General features: G+C 47.1%; 11 protein-coding genes and 1 tRNA gene. 5 read left to right on the forward strand and 7 right to left on the reverse strand.

The genetic code is table 11. The annotated features are described in order from the left end of the window. Positions 1–19: 19 nt before the first annotated feature. The 3 genes from BUB38_RS03460 to BUB38_RS03470 form a co-directional block, all read right to left on the reverse strand. Positions 20–1,819, reverse strand: a complete 1,800-nt coding sequence (locus tag BUB38_RS03460; RefSeq protein ID WP_073157084.1) for an ATP-dependent nuclease — start codon at positions 1,817–1,819, stop codon at positions 20–22. A 211-nt stretch (positions 1,820–2,030) separates the two neighbouring features. Beyond that, the gene (locus BUB38_RS16945; RefSeq protein ID WP_073157404.1) at positions 2,031–2,084 is read right to left on the reverse strand and encodes a prepilin-type N-terminal cleavage/methylation domain-containing protein; all 54 of its coding nucleotides are present in this window, start codon (positions 2,082–2,084) and stop codon (positions 2,031–2,033) included. Between the two features lie 95 nt (positions 2,085–2,179). Next, positions 2,180–5,356, reverse strand: coding sequence for a fibronectin type III domain-containing protein (locus BUB38_RS03470; RefSeq protein WP_073157087.1), 3,177 nt, complete (start codon positions 5,354–5,356; stop codon positions 2,180–2,182). Between the two features lie 155 nt (positions 5,357–5,511). On the opposite strand from BUB38_RS03470, the gene BUB38_RS03475 reads away from it, so the two are divergent. Next, positions 5,512–6,447, forward strand: a complete 936-nt coding sequence (locus BUB38_RS03475) for a PD-(D/E)XK nuclease family transposase (RefSeq protein WP_175547632.1) — start codon at positions 5,512–5,514, stop codon at positions 6,445–6,447. A 259-nt stretch (positions 6,448–6,706) separates the two neighbouring features. Here the strand turns inward: BUB38_RS03475 and BUB38_RS03480 are convergent, their stop codons facing one another. The 4 genes from BUB38_RS03480 to BUB38_RS03495 all read right to left on the reverse strand — a co-directional run bounded on the left by BUB38_RS03480 (position 6,707) and on the right by BUB38_RS03495 (position 17,660). Then, a complete protein-coding gene (locus BUB38_RS03480; RefSeq protein ID WP_073157093.1) occupies positions 6,707–14,251 on the reverse strand; it encodes a hypothetical protein in 7,545 nt (2,514 codons plus the stop codon). Between the two features lie 10 nt (positions 14,252–14,261). Continuing rightward, the gene (locus tag BUB38_RS03485) at positions 14,262–15,548 is read right to left on the reverse strand and encodes a PulJ/GspJ family protein (protein WP_073157095.1); all 1,287 of its coding nucleotides are present in this window, start codon (positions 15,546–15,548) and stop codon (positions 14,262–14,264) included. Next, positions 15,545–16,039, reverse strand: a complete 495-nt coding sequence (locus BUB38_RS03490) for a type IV pilus modification PilV family protein (RefSeq protein ID WP_073157098.1) — start codon at positions 16,037–16,039, stop codon at positions 15,545–15,547. The genes BUB38_RS03485 and BUB38_RS03490 overlap by 4 nt, the downstream gene beginning before the upstream one ends. 937 nt (positions 16,040–16,976) lie before the next feature. Further along, positions 16,977–17,660 carry a tetratricopeptide repeat protein gene (locus BUB38_RS03495; RefSeq protein ID WP_073157101.1) on the reverse strand — a complete coding sequence of 228 codons (684 nt, stop codon included), beginning with the start codon at positions 17,658–17,660 and terminating at the stop codon, positions 16,977–16,979. 109 nt (positions 17,661–17,769) lie between these two features. Between BUB38_RS03495 and BUB38_RS03500 the strand changes: the two genes are divergently transcribed. The 4 genes from BUB38_RS03500 to aroB all read left to right on the forward strand — a co-directional run bounded on the left by BUB38_RS03500 (position 17,770) and on the right by aroB (position 22,360). Continuing rightward, positions 17,770–17,842, forward strand: a tRNA-Thr gene (locus BUB38_RS03500). A 136-nt stretch (positions 17,843–17,978) separates the two neighbouring features. Further along, the gene (locus BUB38_RS03505) at positions 17,979–19,769 is read left to right on the forward strand and encodes a helicase-associated domain-containing protein (RefSeq protein ID WP_073157104.1); all 1,791 of its coding nucleotides are present in this window, start codon (positions 17,979–17,981) and stop codon (positions 19,767–19,769) included. An 87-nt stretch (positions 19,770–19,856) separates the two neighbouring features. Next, entirely contained in the window at positions 19,857–20,744 is an 888-nt protein-coding gene (aroE, locus tag BUB38_RS03510; protein ID WP_249269291.1) for a shikimate dehydrogenase, read from the forward strand. A gap of 2 nt (positions 20,745–20,746) precedes the next feature. After that, on the forward strand, positions 20,747–22,360 hold the full coding sequence (gene aroB / locus BUB38_RS03515; RefSeq protein WP_073157107.1) for a 3-dehydroquinate synthase: 1,614 nt from the start codon (positions 20,747–20,749) through the stop codon (positions 22,358–22,360). The last annotated feature ends 28 nt before the right edge of the window (positions 22,361–22,388 follow it).

Genomic DNA, 22,388 nt, shown 5'->3' on the forward strand with positions numbered 1-22,388 from the left:
ATATAAATATACCAATCTATTAGTATTGTCCATGACTTCCCGCGATAATCCAGCGGCAAAGTTCCTCGATACTGGCATAATCTGGCAAGGTTTTTACAAAATTCTGTGATTTACTCCGTTCAATGAACTTGCTCCAGGCGGTTTCGCTCTTGGCTTCAAGTCCTAAATGTTCTTCGATGGCACCGCGGGTCCACACCCAGATTCCCTGACTGCGAAGCTTGGCATGAATGCTGCGGATTGCCATTTCGGCCTCGGGCATGGCCGCCATCATGGCGTAAGCCTGAGCCGCCGTGGTATTGCTATGCTTGCTCACCGGCAAACCATTCACCAAGCGTAAATGGTGCTGGAAGGCCAGCTCTCGGAACAAGTTCTGACAATACTTGATATCAGGATCGTTGTAATCCAGGAAGCCATCATGGGTAGCCGTAGTAAAGGCGTAATCCAAGTCCACAATAGCGCGAACAGGCATATCCATGGCCCCGAGGACCTGCATACTCTTGCGGGTATTGCTAACTCCACCCTGACGAACCAGGGCGCACTTGATTAAGGCAAAGCTCTGCCCCGTAATACGTTCAAACAAGGCGGGCAGAACCCTCAGTTCTGTCTTACCTTCGGTTAGCAGTACATAGTCAGCGAACAAAAGTTCATTACTATTAGAAAGACTGAACAACATCTGCAGCTGGCTGGGCGCATCCTGAACCACCTGGTGTACCGCATCTTCCATGCGCTTACGCATAAAGGTGCCACGTTCCTTGTTCTTGCGAATCAAAAGGGACGTGCTTACATCTTCGCTGGTCACCATCTGGGCGCTGTGGGTGGCAAAAACCACCTGGTACCCCTCGTTAGAAAGATTCTTGAGGGCCACGCGGACAAGTTCCACCGCCTGAGGGTGCAGATACAATTCCGGAGAGTCAATCAGCAGTAAGGTACGACTCAGATAATGGTTGTTATGATGCTTCTTGATATCAGCCAGATAGCGGATCAGGGCCATCTGGATAGCGCGCTGGGACCCCGCCCCCATGCGGCTTATATCTCGCTCGAAACCGTCATCCTCATCCATGACCTTCAGGCTAGCCCTCTTCAGGAAGGTTTCCATGGTCGGCACAGGAATATCCAGTTCCACCTTCACGCTGGGGAACAACGGACGGAGCTTTTCATTGACATCGCGATCGAAAGCGCCGATTTCTTCGGCCCGATTCTCGCTATCGGGAGAAAGCAAGTCGTTAAACTTGTTCAGCAGCATGTTGATTTCGCCACCGAATCGACGTTCCAGCGGTCTAAAAATTTCGTGGAGCAACTTCACGAAGGCCTGGTTGCCTTCAAAATCCCAAATGGCGATGGATTCCGGGAACATACGGCTAAAGGCCGCCATAAAACTATCACTTACTCGGGTCCATTCCCGCTTATAGGCTCCATTCCGCTTGTTAGAAGGCACAAATGCGAAAAATTCCATGGATTCTGAATTGCCACCAGGAACCCGCTGCACCTTTTTTACCCGCAACTGTCCCATATTGGGGCCAGCATTCACCAGGAACGGCTTGATTTCCGCAGAAAGATCTTCACCAAGGCGGGCCAGCACCTGTTCAGAAATACCATCAAAGACACCCTCCACCTCTACAGGAATATTCGGGTCGTCAAAGTAAGAAATATCCAAAGAAAAATGGGCCAACAGCCAACGAATCCCCATCAGGATGTTGGTCTTACCCGCATTATTATAGCCAATCAGAGCCGTGAAACCACTAAGAGGAAACCTCTGCTTCTGGATAGAACGCAGATTAGAAATGGTAATCTCAGAAAGTCTTAAAGCCTGGGGTTGCATACTCGCAATGTATATAAAAATTCGGGATGTGGGGCAACATATACATTTTTATAAGATTTTATGAAAAAAGTCCAGTTTCCAAGGAAACTGAACTTTTGAAACGCATACTTTTAAAAGATTCGCAGAGCCCTAATGACAGTTATTTAGACTCTACGCAAGGAAAGGCAATCACTCTTTGCAGGATCTTTTTCCCAGCCATTCTTTCCGCCATTCAACCAGCCACTACCACGATCATCAACTCAATAAGTGTAAAACCTTGACGCATAATACATTCCTTCCTAGGATTCCACAAAAATAATAAAGAACGAAAAAGGGCTCCCCGCGAAATTGCGGAAAGCCCTTTTTAATTCAAACCAACAACTATTGGGCGCTGCACTTAGACAACAGCAACGGATTAGACCATTCACTGTAGTCAGAAACGCCATTCTTGTCAGTCCAAATCATACGCACCTGAACATAGAGGTCGTTCAGAGAGAAGTTTTCCGGATCAGCTTCAGGATCCAACGCCCCAATTGCATCAGCATAATCAATGGCCAGACGATTTTCAGGCATAGTATCCAGCAAAGTAGGGATATTTTTCTTTGCTGTATACCAGCGAACTTCGTACATCGTGGTAGCGGTAAATTCAGAATTCACGATATTTCTGTTGGCGAAGCTGTTGGAAACATAGACCTGAGCCTTGGTAATGAGGCAAGCCGAGTCAGGAACATCAATCACTGTAACGGCACCAGTTTCTTCATCCTTAACTTCTTCCACATGTGTTGTACCGGTGGGCAACTTCTTACCCGGAGACTGCAGAGCTACAGTGGGAGTGGTAAACTTCATATCTTCACGATATGCAGTAGCCACAGTCAGCTGAACAGCACTGGTAAATGCAGTCGTATCGGCATCATCATAAGCGGCCACATGGAAGTAATGTTCCACATTGTTGTCCTTACCGGAAGTGGCATTATTTGCATAATAGTACAGCACACCGGCATCAACAGTTTCGCTTTCTTCCGTCCATTCACCCTTGCCGTTTACAGAAGATTCAACAATGAATCCCTTTTCACGACGGTCAACTTCCCTTTCGTAGGTCCAGGACAGCAGCCATACACTGGGAGCGATACGTTCAGCCTTCAAGCCAGAAGGTGCCGGCAAGGAAAGATCGATAACGTAGCCCGGAACATAGGCGGCTTCAGACATTGCGGAATCATTACCGTTAATAGCAACCACGGCATAGTACTTCGGATCTCTAGGAGCATCCACAATCAAGGAAGTAACATTTGCAGCAATGCCAGACTTATAGAGAGACCAGCTTACACCATCAGCACTGGTGTCGATGGCAAAGGACTTTGCTTCGAGAGTGCCCTGAGTGTAAGACCACTTCAGTTCAAGAGTATTCTTGCCATTATCCTTAGCGCTAAAGCCAGTAGGAGCATTCAAGGTCACTTCACTTGCATCGTAAGCAACGAAGATGGATGCAGAGAATACCGTATCCTTATCAGCACCGGCATCATAGGCCCCCACGCGATAGTAGGAACCAGTCTTAGCAAGAGCCACCTTCATCGTGGTCACAGAAGAACCGCAGGAGCCGACATCCTTCCAAGTGACACCATTCATCACCTGCACCTTGAAATTCCTTGCAGGGCGCTTAGCATTGTCGGTGTAGTTCCAGGAAATTCGAGCAGAATCTTCTGCGGCCACCTGAACACCGGCAACATTTGCGGGAGCTGCCAGAACAGGCTTTTCTGTAGCGGGAATCAGATAAATTTCAGAATAGGAAGTATCCTTGCTGTCATAAGCGCCAACGCGATAGTAGCGCACAGAATCTAAGGAAGGAATCTGGAAAATACGGGACTTCTTGTCAACCATGTCAGAAGACAATTTGCTGCCCTGGCCATTCAGACGCTGAACCACGAAAGCTTCTACAGGACGATCGTTGGAGGCGCTGTAATCCCATGTCAAGGCCAGCTTGCCGTCGGTCATTTCGGTTACGCCCTTGATGGTCGGAGCCGGAAGCAAGTAAATGCTGGTGGCATTGGCAGGAATCGTCAAGTCTGCAGAAGGAACACGACCATTGGCGTCATAGGCAACCACGCGAACATAGCGGACGTTGTTAGACACAGAAAGCAGGAACTTATTTACAGAAGCTTCAACCGTACCGAGTTTCTTCCATTCATTCTTGGAAACATCAAGTTCCTGGATTTCAAAACCAGTAACCGGACGAGTTGCATTATCTGCATAAGACCAAGACAGAGTCAGCTTATCCTTAGAATAGTCTTCCACACCAGTAATGGAGGGAACACCCAAAGCCACACTTTCAGAAGTAGACGTGACCACGATATCTTCGGAGTAATTAGACTTTTCACCCTTCTTATCTACAGCCACAACACGATAATAGCTGATTTCTGCGGAAATGGATTCCAGCAGATAGCGGGTAATGCTAGCATCCACAGAATCAATCACCACCCACTTCTTCTGGGCCAGATCCTGATATTCCACAAAGAACCTGGAAGCCGGATGTTCCTCGTTGGGAGCATAAGTCCAACTCAGAACCTTGGAGCCAGCAACTTCGTTAACAGCCAGGTTTGCAGGAGCCGGGAAACCGCTTTCGGTAACCACGACTTCAGCGCAAAGTTCCGAAAGATTGCCAACAAGACCAGTGGTCGTACCGGTCTTCGTACCGATGGGGGAAGTCCAGTCGCTGAAATCTACAGCACCGTTCTTATCTCTCCATACGACACGGACCTGAGCAAAGGAGTTACATTCGTCTTCGATAGACTTAAACTTCTTGGAAACAGCCCCCTTATCCAGGGAGAAGTCCGTCGTATCCACATCATAGCTGGAGCCGTAGACAAATCGAGCTTCGTAATACACTTCGCCCGTCTTTTCACCCTTTTCCAAATTGTAAATGGAATTCAGGATAGCCTGAGACGGATAGTTACCGGTAACCACAATTTCAAGAACGCTGTCACGTTCAATATTGGCAACCAGAGACGGAACTGTGGGGAATTCAAGATCAGAGACATATTTAGCGCTGCTAGGAATCATGATCTTGTCGGAGTAAGCGGAACGTTCTTCGCCCTTCATGGCAGCCAAGCGGTAATAGAAGTCCGCATTGTTCTTACCATCAATAATAAAGTGAGTTGCGGTCGGATCCTTGAGGGTTCCCACGTCCTTCCATTCCGTTTCAGTCGGAGCAAGACGCTGCAAAACATAGGCCTCGATACCGCCAAGAGGTTCGGGACTAGCCCAATCCAGACGGAAAACGCTAGGAGCCAGTCGAGATACAGAAAGGCTTGTCGGTTTTTTAAGGGCAGAAGATTCAAGCAAATCTCCCTGATTCACATCATTGTCCAGTTTTTCGGACAAATCAACATCCTTAGAACCACTAGAGCCCTTGGTCTTGCTAGAAGAAGATGAATATTCGGTTTCCTCGTCTTCATCATCCCCATTAGAAGTCTTATTTGAATCACCGCATGCAACCAATGCAAAAGCGGTGGTCAAGGCGGTAAAACCCACCAAGGACCTTCCAAAGAACTTTTTAAAATCCATAACGGACCTCCGTATAGTAACAATCACTTTACAATATAGATATAAAAATTACAATTTTATTAACTTTCGCCTTTTTTATTGGTTTACGTCACAAAATCAAGGGGATATCGCTTATTTACAAAAATTTACACAATCTTTATCAAATGAGCCATTTTTTGGAAGAAATCCACGATGCGAAGAAGAATGGCGGTGATATCCACGAAATCATCGAGCGTTACCATAGGCTGTACAAGTACGTATACATCTATAACGACCTCTGCGCCAAGGAAATCCTGACCGGCGGAGGCAAGGACCTTTCCCTGGTGACGAACCTGGCCAACGCCGCCCTGCGCCTTACCGGAAGCGACTGCATCAGCAACCCTACGCTGGAGAACCCCGTAGTTTCGGGCGGGTATGTTTACAAGGATATCGAGGAGGACATCCTCATCAGCCGCCGGCGCCTCGACGAAAAGGACGAACCTGTGGTGGACCGCATCGGCCTGGAAATTCAGCACGTTGGTTATGATGCCTACAACAACCGTCTGCTCTTCTACGTAGCCCGTCACGTTGGCAATATGCTCAAGAAAGGCGATTTCTACGACAAGATGCAGAACGTCCACATCATCAGCTTTCAGATGTTCGACTATCTGCCCTGGAAGGTATCCAAGCGTTACGTCCACAATGTCCGCCTCCTGGATGACGAATACCACACGTTCAGCAACCAGCAGTCCCTCACCATCGTCGAGGTGAACAAGTTCCTCACGCATGCGGATACGGACTACGCCCAGGATGACAGTCGCCTTGCCCAGTGGCTACGGGCCATTGACGCGTTGAACAACAACGATGACTTTTCGACCTTCGTAAACGACAGGCATTTTCAGTGCTTGCAAAAGTACGCGGAAGTAAGTACATTTGCTCCAGAGCTTTTTGTCAAGGCAGGAGAACACATGAAAGACGATGTCGAAGTAGCCGCATATATCGCCCGCAAGGAAGGCCGCGAGATTGGCCGCGAGGAAGAACGCGCGAAGTACGAAGCCGAGAAGGAGGAAATGGCCGCGAAGTTTGAGGCTCGCATTCGTGAACTGGAAGCGCTGTTGGCGCAAAAAGGCTAACCGCAGTTTTCTGCTGTAATTGATGTACAGGAAGGTCCCGCAGATGCGGGACTTTTTTTCGCTACACCCTCGTCACCCCGAGGACAGTCATTCTGGAGCGAAGCGATAGAATCAGGGACAGCTGTTTTTGCTCTACGTCATGCAGACATTGAAACTTGTTCAAAGTGGGCTCCAGTCAGCATCGGCTTAGCAATCCTTATGTCATATCAAGAAAAGGCCCCCTCAGTAGAGGGGGCCTTTGAATAAATCAATCAGCAATTTACCATCTGTTAAGCCAGAATGAGCAAGAACCAGATCCCAGAGAGTTCGTCAACTCTACCGTAATTTGATGATTTCCACGCTCCAGCTGCTTTCCGGAAATAGTTCCTATTTCAGTGGCATCCCATGATTGTTGTATACTCTTGGATCCTGACAAGAATTGTTGCGTACCCAATTTAACAACATAGTTACACCCTGAAGCGCAATTTTGAACATTTTTCAAACGAATCTTCGTACCATCAACAGATGAAGACAACGTTCCATCGCTGACTTCTGCTTGACAAGCTGGATAATCACCAACATCAACATAGTCCTCACACAATTTCTCGCCCATTGAATACAAGGCAAAGGCGTGACGACCATTATCAAATTGAAGCCACTGATTACTATAGATGTAGTCGAACTTTCCATTGTCATCAGCCCATCCATCGCCTTGAGACTTTTTTTCTCCATCAACATAAACTTCATAACCAACATTTGCTTTCTTTGCATTTAGTACAGCAGAGAATGTATAATTAGCGCCTCCCGCAATAGACGTTTTTGGAGATACAGAACAAGATGATGCAGAAGCGGCGAGAACATTAACTTCTACGGAACAAACAAAATCACCATCGTCAGTCCTCAACGTATAACTATGACGGCCCCCCTCTGTAGGTTGGTCAAATTTTGCATCGTCCGATTTACAATAGTACTTATTACAGTTATTCACACTGACATATCCCAAAGAAGCCAACTTATCGCCACTATCATCATCAAACAAATCAATATAATACGTAGGATTATTGACAGTATACTCCTTTGAAACAAAGGTTAACTTATCGGGAGAATGACGACCATACATAGTTTTGGGGGTAATATCACACGTTGCAGAGTACTTGCTTGCACTACTAGAACTTGCAATACTACTGGAACTAGGAGGCTGCGGAGGTGGAGTACTACCAACAATTCCATTTGCAATACAACCTTCGGGATCCTTAGACAAAGGGGTAGCTCGATCACAACTTATACTGGTCACAACAGTACCAGAGGGAATATCTAGCAACCTTCCCGATGCAGGAATATTGATATCAGCAGAATTACTGCCAACAGCTGTTGCGCCAGTACCTTTACATGCAAATGTACTCCCATCAATAGTAATGTTTGTTCCTGTACAGTACAACCACCATTGTTTCGTAACACCGCAATTATGTTTAAACACGTATGTTCCAGATGGAATTGGACCTGTCACCTTGGGGTGGTTTGTACGAGAATCGACATCCTTTACCATACAGATTGTTTGATAATCAGCACTTGGTCCAGTAGCAGAACTTGAAGAAGCCACAGAAGAGGAACTTGCAGCAACGATATACTCCTCCGTACAACCGGTACTTCCATTATTCTCGTTGTTCAGAATCAAAACGATTCTATTGGATCCAACGGTGAAATCAACATTCTCCAAATCAAATGTTACATAGTCTTCCGTAGCCCCAGTTACAGCGCCCAACAAACCAAGTTCATGTCCTAACCCATCTGTAGCATAAAGCTTACCATCCCAACTACTACCTGTATAACTGATTGCAGCAGTAAACGCCTTTGTTCCTACATTGAAATGACAGTTTGAAGCGCTAGCAGTTTTGTTTTCAGAGGGCGCAACTACGGTAAATCCACATTCCTCATTTGTTTTCCCCTGTACATCAATAACGAAGTTATAATAGCCCGGGTCAAGTTTATAGCCTACGCTATTGAAGCCATCAAAATTTTGAGAACTTAAAGATCCATCGGAAACACCCGATACCATAGATCCTTCCAGAGATATTTTGTAAGAACAGCCTCCTTCCGGACAATTGGTAAAGGAATAGTTCAAGGTAGGAATACCTGCACCCTGCTCCACCTCATAACTAGAAAGGTGGCAGGCAATATCAATGGGTTCCAAATCATAAGGAATACATTCCTTTAGAACACTTTCCCCTGTAGTCGCATTGGTGGCTTCTAACTTAAACTGATAGGTGTTATCCGTTGCAGATGCATTTGCATATAGTCCCGGTTCAGGAATTCTAAACTGAGAAACACATGATCCATTCAGATCAGACACATCCGCCTGAGAATTATCAGGGACAATCACCTTACATTCGTCAGCATTTCTGACTTCAGCAGAAACAATCCAAGACGAGCCCGTGTACCTTGCAGTGCAGCTCTTAATACCTAATGCATAGGGGCATTCCGACTCCACATGCTGAATTTCGAAATCACATTCCGTACTTGTAAACCGGACTTCCTTAATACGTTGGGGATCAAAGCCATTAGCATCCAGATAGTCATCCATATCAAAGTAAGAGTCACTGTTGCTCGGGACAATAATATTTTCAGAGGCATTGCCCAAGGAATCCACCACATTTACATAAACGTTGCCTCGACATTCTCCACTATTCAATTTGTAGTAAACGCTTGCGTTTCTCAAATTTGCTGCAGGACGATCATTGCTCACGTCGTATTCAACAACGCAATTTGCCCCGGCATTACATTGAATAGCGGAAGAATAGGGCTGCATAAAGTCATAATTTTTTTCGCAAAGAACAATATCACCCACCAGGAACTGGCCGCAGCTCTGGCTAGCTGTCAAAGAAGACGGAGGTGTTACCGTGGCACTTTGGCAGTTCAACTTAACCTTAGCATCCTTTACGATACCCGTTCCGTTTTCATGGATATATCCATGTTGACCTTCCCTGTTAAAATTGTACACGCCCCCACTAACAGCAGCACCATCATCCCAGTACAGACCAAGATTATCCGGATTATTATTACAGCTATTTCTACTGAATAGATTTCCCCACAAATTATCCTTACTATAATCAGTCCAAATACCTGAAGTGGTAGTGTTGTCACAACCATTGTAATAATACTTTATAGAACATCCGATATTTTCATAGTCAGTTGCATCGAAACTAGACAAGACCACCCAAGGCTTGGCATTTTCTTCAAGAGGAATAATTGCACCAGGGTAGTTTGTTCTAAAGGAACATAGGATACGAGGAGTGGCCCAGCAATCACCAGCGTAGGTATCACTCTGCCAAGAAACGTCATACACCTTAAATCTCGGGTTAGACAGTTTCAATCCAACGTATTCGTTACCTTCCAGCGTTTCACCAAACTTGCTCAAATCAAACTTGATGTTCTTCTGGCCATCCTTCAAAACCAAACGATCAAGTGTAAAATCCAAGCTCAGCATTTTTCCAGAAACTTTCATGGTCATACCGAATTTTGTTCCGATAGTAATACCCAAACCCTGCATTAGTTCCTGTGTGATATCAGTGAGCAAATTGCCCGTCGTTTCCCAGGCAGCAATAGGCAGTTCCTGTGTTTCGCAACGAGTTCTACCGATAGATGCGGCAGTCTGTTCTCTCACAAGGCATAGATGAGCATAAATCTTATCGCTATATATACTACCTACATCCGCCAGACCAAAAACACTCAGGGAGAAATATTCTGTAGCATCCTTATTGGACCTAAAGATAAAACCAGAATTTTCAAAGTCATATCGAGACGGATGGATTTCACCACTAAAGAATCTACGCCAAGCAGACTCATCTGTCAAACTGGGGAAATCAAACTTCGTGCCAAGAATACCTGTAGTAAACAGGGACGTCATGGTACCATTAGTACCAGTCTGTTTAGTACTTAGAATGATAGATTGGGTTCCATTAATGTCATTTGCATTAGCTTCGGCATTACCCTTTGCGGCAATATAACCACCAGACACGTCAGGGTAAAGGACCTTTTCATTATAATTCTTCTGTGTATTTTCATAAAGGCGCTTTTCGCAACCGCTAGGAGAATACCTATCCCCTAAATGGACTCCGAGGAACCTAATTTCGGTCTTTTCGCAAACGGTCTGATCATACCTAACAGGCCTTTGAGAATTAACACTCTTAAGAGGCCTATTGTCATAGACCATAACCCATTCCGGTTTTGAGCCCTTATGAACAGATGCATCCAGGGCACAAGACTTGCCTATACCCATGGGTTTGTAGTCACAGGTGTCGATACATCTCTTGTCTGATCCGTCGCAGAATTTGGTGGGGAAGCCCACATTCTTTTTATCGTCATCAAAATCTTCATAGAAGCAGTGTTCATCTTCCTCGTTGAATCGAGCTGTGACGATATTTGTATCAGAAACGGAAATTCCGTAATTGTTGAATTTTCCGCCAGCAAAGGGACAGCTCTTTCCTTCACACTTCCAAGCAGCAAATTCGTCATCACCATTTTCTTTATAGTTAAAGAAATACTTGTACCCGTGATAAGCCGTTATAACGGTATCTTTATCACAAGTCGCAAGAACAACATCTCCCTGCGTAGCATTACTTGTTTTAGAATAGGACACACTTACTTCACTACCGCTCTTTGCTCCCGTAATCTTTAGATATAGCGGATAGGACTTTCGCGTGATTGAAGCGTATAAATCAATAGTCGTATCAACTCGGGCAGAATAAATTTCCTTAGGAGCAACGGTCACCTCACATTCAGTAGACATATTGTTCTTCATGCCCTGCAATTGAACATTAGGATCAATAAAGACACTGCAGCTCCACTTTTCATTCTGAATTTCAGGACTGCAACCAATACCATTGGCACGAACCCAGGCACTGCTTCCTACCTTGTCAGAGCAAGATTCCGCCTGCATGACCTTATAAAGTTTGCCACCCACTTTACAATCTTCATTGTTCTCATTTTCATCCAGAGCGCAGAATTCATCAACAGGTTTAATATTCACATTAAAGGATCCTCCTGCCACAATGGTAGTATGGTCATATTCATGGCCAATAATACAGCCATCGCAAGGGTCAATCATCTGGAAAGTCACTGCACTAGATTCACCATTAGAAGGCATTTCTACGGTAAAGACATTGAATGTTTTCACGTCGGTTGCATGAGGTGTTACAGTCACCGTATAGACCCTAGAGCCATCCGCATTTATAGTATGAGCAGAAGCGCCAGTCACAGTCCAATTTGAAGGTAGAGGACTCTGGTAAACGTCCACATTTACCGGCTGACCATTCGCAGATGGATTGACCTTTATAGCCACTCTCTTTATTTCATTCTTGTTTATTTCAATATTTTCATCTACAAACTGGACGGGTGGAGGATTACCTCTATCGCCAGCCACAACGATATAGAACGGCACTGCGCCAAAGGTGTTACCAGCATAGTTACATCTATAAGGTTTGCCATTATTGGCAGACAAATCACCATAGCTACTAAAAGAAGCCATGGTCGGCATTGACGATGGGCTACAAGTTACAGCAGCAGGATTTTTCTGCGCCGTAGCCCCGTTCAAATTTACAACGTCATAGTAATCTGCAAGGGTTCCATAAGGGTTTGCTGGCAAATAAAGAATTCTTGGCAAAACAATAATCGAAGGAGCCAAATCAACTCCATCATTTTCGACGTTTCTTACAGACAGTTCATTATTCCTATACTGTGATTCTGTACGGATATACAGCTGAGGTGCTGCGGCAATATAGTAGGAATCCTTATCACCATTCGTACTAGAGGATCCACCAGAACCAGAACCAGAACCGCTACCATCTGCAGAACATTTGTCCGTTTCATCATTATCACAAATGACATTAATTTCAGCAAGTGCCTGAGTCAAGCTGCTATTGGCGGTCGCTGCGACAGCTGCATTATGAGTCCCAGTATTTAATGCCGAACAGTTTGCCATGTAAATGGATCCCGTCATAGGATCATTTAAATTCATTTGAAAATCTTTTATGTCGCCATCACTATAAATGAAATAATTTTTCTTTCCAGTGCTAGAAGTCTTTAAAGTTATTGTATGATTCCAACCATCAGGGAAATAGATGAATACGTTGGAATTTTCTGTCATATCCGGCAAATCTATCTGATTTGTCGGGGAAGTTCCATTGATAATCAATATGAAATTGCCTTCCAGCAATGTGCTGGAATTTTTCCATTGTGGATTGCTAAATTCAGCAACAAGCCATTTATCCTTGTACAACTTAGATGCACCAAGTTCAGACGCATAACATTTATTCAGCTCGTCCACCCAATCACTAGGCCAAGAATTCCAAAGGGTTGCCCAAGTACAAGAACTTTTGTTAGTAGACGTAATCTTGTAAGAAGAACTGAGAACATCTTTATTAAACTGTAAGGGGTCCTTCACATGAAGATCTGTCTCGCAGCCCTTTTCCTTACCGCCAGGAATAATTTTTTGAGCAATTGCATCTAGAGAATCCGCTCTCCATTTTTTCAGCTCATTTTGGCTGGGTGCTCCCGATGCATAATAAGTACTATATACCTTAAAGAAACCACCATATTCAGGCTCAGCTTCGCCGCTTTTTACGCAATCAAGATCATTACAATAATACGTGGAAGGAATATTTTCATTTTCATATTTTGTATTTAACGGCGTCAAACCAGGAGCATACATCGCCGTCGCCGACAAAGGCGAGCCAAAGCTAACTCGTTCAATATCGTAATACTTGTGGTCTCCTTCAAGCCCATTTTTTATATACGAATTTCCTGTAACATCGAACTGAAATCCCCATTGATTTCCATTTCCATTTGTATTAAAAATAAGTTTGTCATCAACAGTCAAATTTTTTCCGACATGAACAACTGACTGGGAGTTATTTGTCGGCATATAGGACGCAGCTCCTAGAGTAAGATTACCCTTCACTTCAAGAATACCACCAATGGAGCCTCCACAACCACCCATCGCATTAGGGCCTCTAGTCGTAAGATCAAGGCCACCTCTTGCAAATAAATCACCATAAATGGTGTCGCCATTTCCGCCCATAGTTGCGTACCACTTGCCACCAACATAGGCATTGCCCATCACTTTTACGTTTGTACAGCGGCTAAAATCTTCTACCACATAGAGATTACCAACCTTGGAGTTGGAGTTGAATTCGGCAGATCCTGTAATAATCAGGTCTCCTTCAACCTCAACCGAACTAAACGCACTACCACCACCATTTGTTGCATCCGGGCTACCATTAATAGTCGCGGAATTCACCTTTAAGTTGCCCGCACTGGCCAAGGAACCATGGAAGGCATCATTAAAACCGCTAAAGCTTTGTTCTGCGGGAATCTGAACCTGGTAAAGACCAGAAATTTTAAGAACAGCAACCTCGCTATGTTTTGCGCCACCATTTCTTGCCTTACCCACAGAGACAAGCTTTACCGTATAGGGCAAGGTTTCAGTATTGGCATCGACAATCCATACATCAAAATCCTGCTGGTTGTTGCTATTGGCAACAGACTTCAAGACATTAGTCAAGCGAACAGGGACTCGGTCATCCGGCTCTGGGGTCAGGTACTGACGAATGGCTGCTCCAGTTTCGTTGCCATGGTAAGTCATCCAAGCACGAGCTGATGCGATACCCGCATAAGCTGCCTGCTGGGCTTCATTTTTATATAGGCGGGATGCGCTGGAAAACCCCGAAGAGGACAGCCATTTGTAGGTTGCGGTTGCAGCAATTGTTGCAATCATCATGAACAGCAACACTGCAACAAGGGAAACACCTTTTTTTGCATTCTTAAACATACTATACCTCTTAGTTTGCACCCACACCGTTACTGGGTACGGCAATAATGTGCGAGGAAAAACCTGTTTCACCATTTTTCTTAACAACTAGGGAATCCTTAAATGCGCGAACATTTACCTTATCTTCTAGTTCAGGAACATATCCAGGCGCAAAGGTAAAGTTGAGGTCTGCCACCTTAATCAATTTCAATTGGCTGATTGCAATGGATCCCGAAGAGAACAAAGGGGAATAGGGAGCAAAGGTAAAGGCTATGCAAGCCTCCACCGGACTGTTCACCTTAAAGAGAGCTGTTCTCGCAATGGAATTTGCCGAAGCAGCAGTTGTCGGGAAAAAGCTGAAGTCGCGAAGACCTTCAATTTTATTTCCCTCGGTTGTCCTAAAGCCTACAGACATATAGTCTACGCCAGGAATGAAAGTCTGTGAATTGTCGTTATTGCCTGTTCTCGGAAGCGTAAAGGAAAGTTCGTAGGTCGTATCCGGGTTCAAATTAACCTTCGTGCAAAGATCGCTCCATTCTCCTACATTGCCATTAGCCTCGCTCGCATATAGCTGGTTCGCCTTACGTTCAGTAGTATACAATTCATTTGTAGCATCATAATTCGAGGTAAATCCGGAAATGGTTACAGCAACGCCACCATTTTCAGGAGAAAGAATCGCTCTAAAAAAATCCGTACCATCAATACGAGACAAAAGTCTAAAGGAATCACCTCCTCCCGGTGGAAATAGCTGTGCAGCATCTGCATTCGCACTCAATACAGCAGGCCTTGCAGGTCGAATCTTAAAAGATTCAACGCCTTCTGCAATAACAACATCGTAAGGATCGCTCTTTGGGCATGCGTCATCGATAACAGCAGACGCTTCGTTCACAATAGTTTGACAGGACCTGACCAGCGATGTACCGTCAACATGCCAGGAAATTCCCTCAACAGCCTGATAGGATCCATCTTCGCTATAGCGCATTTTCTTGAAATAAAGGCTATCATTCTTTGAACCGGCTTTATACACGAAGGAGGAATAATCCTGCTTTGTTACATCTGTATTATAGGGATCAATAAAAACAGCATCGTGAGCTTCGTATCCAGAAGCACCCAGAAAACTTTTTGCTCCCATCTGCGAAACATCATCCCTGATCAGGACTCCAGCATTTTCAGCGATTTCATTGGCAGTAATCATCCCCTGGGTACGAATTCGCATCTTGGTGCTATCACTATAAACCTGGCCTGCGATCACCACCACAATGCCAACAATGGCCATATAGACCAAAAGTTCCATCAATGTAAAACCACGCTTATTCATCGAATAACCCCCGAAACATTAATGGACTGATTAGACCCCTTAAATGACCAGCTTACACGAACATTAACCTGTTTCGCATAAATGTGACTAGCATCTTCATAGTTCGAATGAGACGCAGCTTCGAAATCATCCGTCTTTGCAACAGTAATCTGACGAGCATATCTTATTGTGGCGTAACCCCCAAGGCCTCGTTCCCACCGACGTGTAATGGAATCCAGAGGGTAAGTTGTATCACCATCAGCCTTCGAAGCGATTGACGCAGCACCAACAGAATTAAGGGAATCAAGTACATTCTGTGCAAGTTCTACCGCCCCGTCTCTACCGCGGATTCTGAGGAACGTATCATGATTGCTAGTCTGCAGCTTATTTAAAGCCACGACCATAAAGCCGAGAACAGCGGCAGAAACGAGGACTTCGGCGATACCGAAGCCTCGTTTGGAATTCCTGCCGATAGGCAAACAAAGATTGCTCTTTTGTTGCTTAGGTTCCATAATATCTTATCCCAGGAAAGGAATAAAACACAAAAATGTGTATTCCTATTTTGGCATAATATATATAAATATTCCTTGCAGTGTAAATTGCGGTTTACCAGAAATGACCTAAAACACGTTGTTTTCGGGACATCGAATTTTACATGTTTGCAAAGGGAATTGGAATTAGTAAGGGTGATACGGTTGATACAGTGATATAAACAACACGAATCCTCCGCCAATTTTAATTGGCGAAGCTGTCAATTCATGGCTAAACGCGGTCAAAAAGGGTTGTTTGGCATAGTTTTTTCGAGTGGGCTATTTTCCGGTGGGAATACGTACGCGACGGTTGGCTCACCTTCAATGGTAAGGGGATCGTCAGGGGCCGAATCAGTCACTACCTCCACATTTCTGATTCCGATATGGAAGACACTCTCAAGTTGCTCTAAAGCATTGCTTTAGCGTTCTTGTTTTATGCCAGCAAATTATGGTAGAGGATCTTCCTGCCAATGTGTTTGATGTTAATGGAGAAAAGGAACTTGGACCAGGAACATGGGATTTGATCAGTTGTTACAGCGCAACCGGTTCTAAGACATTGCAATTTGCAACCGGTTCAAGCTCCGGTTGCTTGAATTGGATTAGTCCTAATCCAGGAAGTTGGTGCTGATAAAAGCGCAAAAACTTTCAGCGTTTTTAAACTGTTAGGCGTTTCTGAGGAGTTCATCAACAAAGCACACCAAATCGTCGATGCCGATGATTTGCACGATACCCAAAGCGGGTATAAGCCCTAAACAAGATTTCTTTCAAAACAATTACCTTATACGTAAAAAACTCCGCCTTTGAAGCGGAGTTTTTCTTTTTGCAACTGCCCGAGTGTACGCGCTCCTTTCCCAAGCGCAGCACCGATTACCGGAGGTTCTTAATCCGATGGACGATCGGTGCGGTCACCGTTCCGGTCTTAGTCAGCCAGGAACTTCTTGGCCTTGTCGGCGTAGTTGTTGTTGTCGCCGTAGACCACCAGGATACGTTCAGCAGTCTTCTTGGCCTTGTCGGCGGCACCCAGCTGCTGGTACACCAGAGTGAGCTTCCACATAGCATCTGCAACCATGGGGACTTCGTCCACAGGTTCATCCTTCTGGTAGCGGTCTTCCTTGTCACCGGTACGCTTTGCGTATTCGCCGATGTACTTTTCGAGCAGACCGGCAGCGGCAGAGTAGTCCCCCTTTTCGATCTTCACGGAAGCGAGACCGTGGAGGGCTGCGCTACGGACCAGGGCCACAGAACCGGCATTGTCCAGAGACTTCTGGAAGAGGGCTGCTGCAGCGTCGAAGTCACCGGCTTCGTACTTGATGTTTGCGGAATAGAGAGCAGCCTTGGCCAGAGCCACGCCGCTCAGTTTGCCACCATTGATCTTAGACTGGAATTCGGCAAAAGCATTTTCCTTTTCGCCAGCATAGAGCATTGCCATGCCCGGACCAAGCAGTTCGGCCTGTTCGGTTGCGGCAGCCTTCTGGTAGTCACGGAACTGGACCACACCCACCACAATCACGATGATTGCGACAACAACTGCGATCAGCTTGGAGCCGTGAGCAACAAAGAAATCCTTAACTTCAGAGCTATTAGTATTAGTTTCGTTAGCCATGTTTAATGTCCATGTTAAATTTTTTGTGAACCAATCATAGCAAAAAAAAGAGGGCTTGTCAGCCAGTCTTGACAAATTATAGGGCGATTACTACCTTTGCACCCGCTACGCCACTCTAGCTCAGCTGGTAGAGCAGCTGATTCGTAATCAGCAGGTCGGCAGTTCAAGTCTGCTGGGTGGCTCTTCGAAACGTCGGAAAGAATTTCTTTCCGGCGTTTCTTATTTTCCCCTTTCCCAGTTAGAGCTTCTTCTCCGGAGTTTTTAGTAAGTTTCAAAAACCTTGCCGTTCCCCCTGGTTTTTAGTATCTTTGGCGCCCTATGAATCCAAATGGCGCTATTATTGTTCAGAGTAACATGGAAATTATGGTGGAAGTCGACGCTCCCACCTACGAAGCAGCACGTGACGCAATCGCTCCTTTCACCGAACTGGTAAAGAGCCCGGAACACCTGCATACCTATAAGATCAGCCCCCTCAGTCTGTGGAACGCCGCAGCAACGGGCCTTCGCGCCAAGGAAGTTCTGGAACGCCTGGACAGCCAGAGCCGTTACCCCATTCCCCAGACCGTGATTTCCGAAGTGGAAGACTACATGGGCCGTTACGGCCTGCTCCGCATGAAGAAGGACGATGGCAACAACCTGATCGTGGAATCCGACGACAAGTTCATGTTCACGGAAATCTGCCAGCTGAAGGAAGTGGCTCCCTATATCCTGGAATTCATCGACGACTGCCACGCCATCGTAGACCCGGAACGCCGCGGTCACCTGAAGATGGCCCTGACCAACGCCGGCTTCCCGGTAGAAGACTTGGCAGGTTATACCGTTGGCGACCCGCTGCCCATCAAGCTCCGCGATACCATGCTCTGCGGCAAGGAATTCAAGCTTCGCGACTACCAGAAGGAAGCCGCCCAGGTGTTCTACGCCTCCGGCTCCGAAAAGGGTGGCTCCGGCGTGATCGTGCTGCCTTGCGGCTCCGGTAAGACAGTGATCGGCATCGCCACCATGGCACTCATCCAGACCAAGACCTTGATTCTTACCCCCAACATTTCCGCTTCCCGCCAGTGGATCCGCGAAATCTGCGACAAGACCGACCTTACTCCCGACATGGTGAAGGAATACTCCGGCGAAGTGAAGGAAATCGGCCCCGTTACCGTGGCCACCTACCAGATTCTAACCCAGCGCAAGCGCGCCAAGAAGTCTGACAAGGAAAATCCGGAACTGGCAGAAATCGACCTGGAAGAAGGAACCGAAGAAGAAGTCAAGAAGGAACTGGCAAACTTCCCGTTGTTTAGTCAGCAGAAGTGGGGCCTGATGATTTACGACGAAGTCCATCTGCTGCCCGCTCCCGTGTTCCGCCTGAGTACCGAAATGCAGGCCACCCGCCGTCTGGGCCTTACCGCAACCCTGGTCCGCGAAGACCACAAGGAAACGGAAGTGTTCAGCCTTATCGGTCCCAAGAAATACGACATCCCTTGGCGTATTCTCGAAGCCCAGGGCTGGATTGCCACCGCCGACTGTAACGAGATCCGCATTCCCATGGAAGCGGAATTGAAGATGAAGTACGCCCTGGCTCCGGTCCGCGAAAAGATCACCCTGGCCAGCACCAACCCCGAAAAGACGGATATCGTGCAGCGCCTGCTGAAGCACTACTCCGCTCCCGAAGACCGAGTTCTGATTATCGGCCAGTATATCGACCAGCTGGAAAACCTGTCCGCCACTCTGGACATTCCCCTGATTACCGGCAAGACTCCCAACAAGGACCGCGACCGCCTTTATGCCGCCTTCCGTGACGGAAGCCTCAAGAACCTGATGATTTCCAAGGTGGGTAACTTCGCCATCGACCTGCCCGATGCCAACGTGCTGATCCAGATTTCCGGTACCTTCGGTAGTCGCCAGGAAGAAGCACAGCGTCTGGGCCGCGTACTCCGTCCCAAGCAGGATGGCGGTGCAGCCCACTTCTACAGTATCGTGACCCAGGATTCCAAGGAACAGGAATTCGCCATGAACCGTCAGCTGTTCCTGACCGAACAGGGTTACGCCTACAAGATAATCAAGCGCGGTGACTGGGACATTCTGGCCAGAACCCCCGAAGAACTGGCCGCCCGCAAGTAAGGCCTTATTCAAGGGTATTTAAAGACCGCAGTTTATTGCTGCGGCCTTTTTTTATTTATTTTTCTTTTTGTAAAAGAAGAGGTTTTTTTGAGCCAGATTAAATTGAATGGAAAGTCGGAGACGCTTTGCATCTTCGGTAATCCTATTGGACATAGCAAATCGCCCCTGATGCACAATGCGCTTTTCGAAGCCCTGGGCATCAATGCGGCCTACGTGCCGTTCTCTCCGGAGCCCCAGAACCTGGCTGATGCCATTAAGGGTTTCAGGGCGCTAAAGATCCGCGGCGCCAACGTCACCATTCCTTACAAGACTCCTGTCATGGAACTTGTAGACGAACTTTCTGACATATCAAGATTTACCTGTAGCGTAAATACGCTTTACTGGAAAAATGGAATTGTCGGCGGCACCCTCTGTGGCACCACAACAGATCCCTACGGCTGCATCCGCAACCTGGAAGAATTCGGCGTGAACGTCAGCGGCAAGAAAGTCGCCTTGTTGGGTAACGGAGGAGCCGCCAAGGCCATCGCCTACACATTGGTAGAAAAAAAATGCGAATTGACCATCGTATGCCGTACCGCAGAAAAGGGACAGGCCCTGGCCAACATGCTGAACATGGCCTTTAACGATTCCGCTCCGCAGGTCATGATGGTCACCTTCGATGACTTCGCCGCCATTACCGACTCCATCGACATTATCATCAATGCAACTTCCGTGGGTATGACACCCAATGTAGACGATTCGCCCCTTCCCAGGGAGGAACTGAGACCCCATCAGGCCGTTTGCGACATCGTTTACACGCCCCTTTGCACCAAGCTTTTGCAGCTGGCCGATGAAGTGGGATGCAAGGTCGTTACCGGCGAAGGCATGCTGGTACACCAGGGAATCGAAAGCTTCCGCAAGTGGTTCCCTAAAGAAACTGAAAACAAGACTAACGACGAACTAGCCGCAATCATGCGCAAAGGAATGCAGGGTTAATTATGGGTAAGCATATTTTCTTTACGGGTTTTATGGCTAGCGGCAAGTCCCGCACCGGTCGCGCCCTGGCAGAACGACTGAACCGCCCCTATGTGGACACCGACGCCATCATCGTCGAACGTGCCGGCAAGACTATTAGCGAAATTTTCGAACAGGACGGCGAAGCCAAGTTCCGCGAAATGGAACGTGATGTTGTAGCAGAATTCGCCTCCAAGACGGAGCCCCACGTTATTTCTCTAGGTGGTGGTGCCCTGACCCAGGATGCCAACTTGAAGGTGATCCGCGAAAACGGTACCATCATCCGTCTGTGGGCTAAGCCCGAGGTTCTCTCGGAACGTATCGGTCGCAAGAACACCCGCCCCCTGCTGGCAAACCTGAGCGATGAAGAACGCCTGGCCAAGATCAAGCAGATGCTGAAGGATCGCGAGCCCAACTACGCCCATGCAGACTTTAGCGTAGAAAGTTCCAACGACTTTACCGAAGACCACGTTATCGAACGCATTCTTCACATCCTGAAGTTCTGGGAAAGCCACGCCCTGGACGTACGCCCCAGCAGCGGCGGACGCTACCCCATCTTCATCGGCAAGAACATTATTTCTGACGTTGGCGTCCTGCTGGAAAGTCTTAAGCTCTCACCCACCCACGACTTTTTGGTCTGCACCGACACCAACATCGCCAAGGCCCAGAGCAACACCCTGGGCGAATTGCGCTGCCAGGCCGGACGCTGCCCGGTATTCAAATTCCAGGCCGGCGAAAAGAACAAGACTTTGCACAACCTGAACCAGTTGTACAGTTTTATGCTGCACCGCGGTTACACCCGCAAGAGCTGCCTGCTGCAGTTTAGCGGTGGCGTCGTAGGCGACATGGCCGGTTTCGGCGCAGCCACCTACCAGCGCGGCATTCCCTTTATCCAGTTCCCCACCACCCTGCTCTCCATGGTAGACAGTTCCGTAGGCGGTAAGGTGGCCGTGAACCACCCCGAAGGCAAGAACATGATTGGTGCCTTCTACCAGCCCCACGCCGTGGTGGTAGACCTGGCCGTACTCAGCACCCTTCCCGAAAACGAATACCTGGCAGGCCTTGCCGAAATCGTGAAGTATGGTGTTATCTATGACGAGGAATTCTTCCGCTATATGGAAGAGAACGTAGATAAGATCAAGGCCCATGACCTGGATGTGCTGAAGCACCTGATCTACCGCAGCTGCGCCATCAAGGCTGAAGTGGTGGGCATCGACGAAAAGGAAGCCGGTCTCCGCGCCATCTTGAACTACGGTCACACCTTTGGCCACGCCATCGAGAACCTGACCCACTACGAACTGTACACCCACGGTATCGCCGTGTCCCTGGGCATGCGAGTGGCAGCCCGCGCCGCTGTTCTCCTGAACAAGATGTCTGCCGACGACGAAGCCCGTCAAAACAAGTTGCTGGACGATCTCGGATTCCCCAAGACTTACGACATCGACGTAGCCAAGGCCTGGGACGCCATGGCTGTTGACAAGAAGGCCGAAAAGGGTACCCGCGTATACATCTTGCCCACCAAGATTGGCGAGGTGAAGAAGGTGACCAACATCGACCAGAATGTGGTGGCAGAAGCCTGGAAAGCTATCAAGTTGTAATAAAAATTTGAGTAATAATTGAGTAATA

This window comes from Fibrobacter sp. UWH5, from assembly GCF_900142505.1.
In the GTDB taxonomy this organism is placed as follows: domain Bacteria; phylum Fibrobacterota; class Fibrobacteria; order Fibrobacterales; family Fibrobacteraceae; genus Fibrobacter.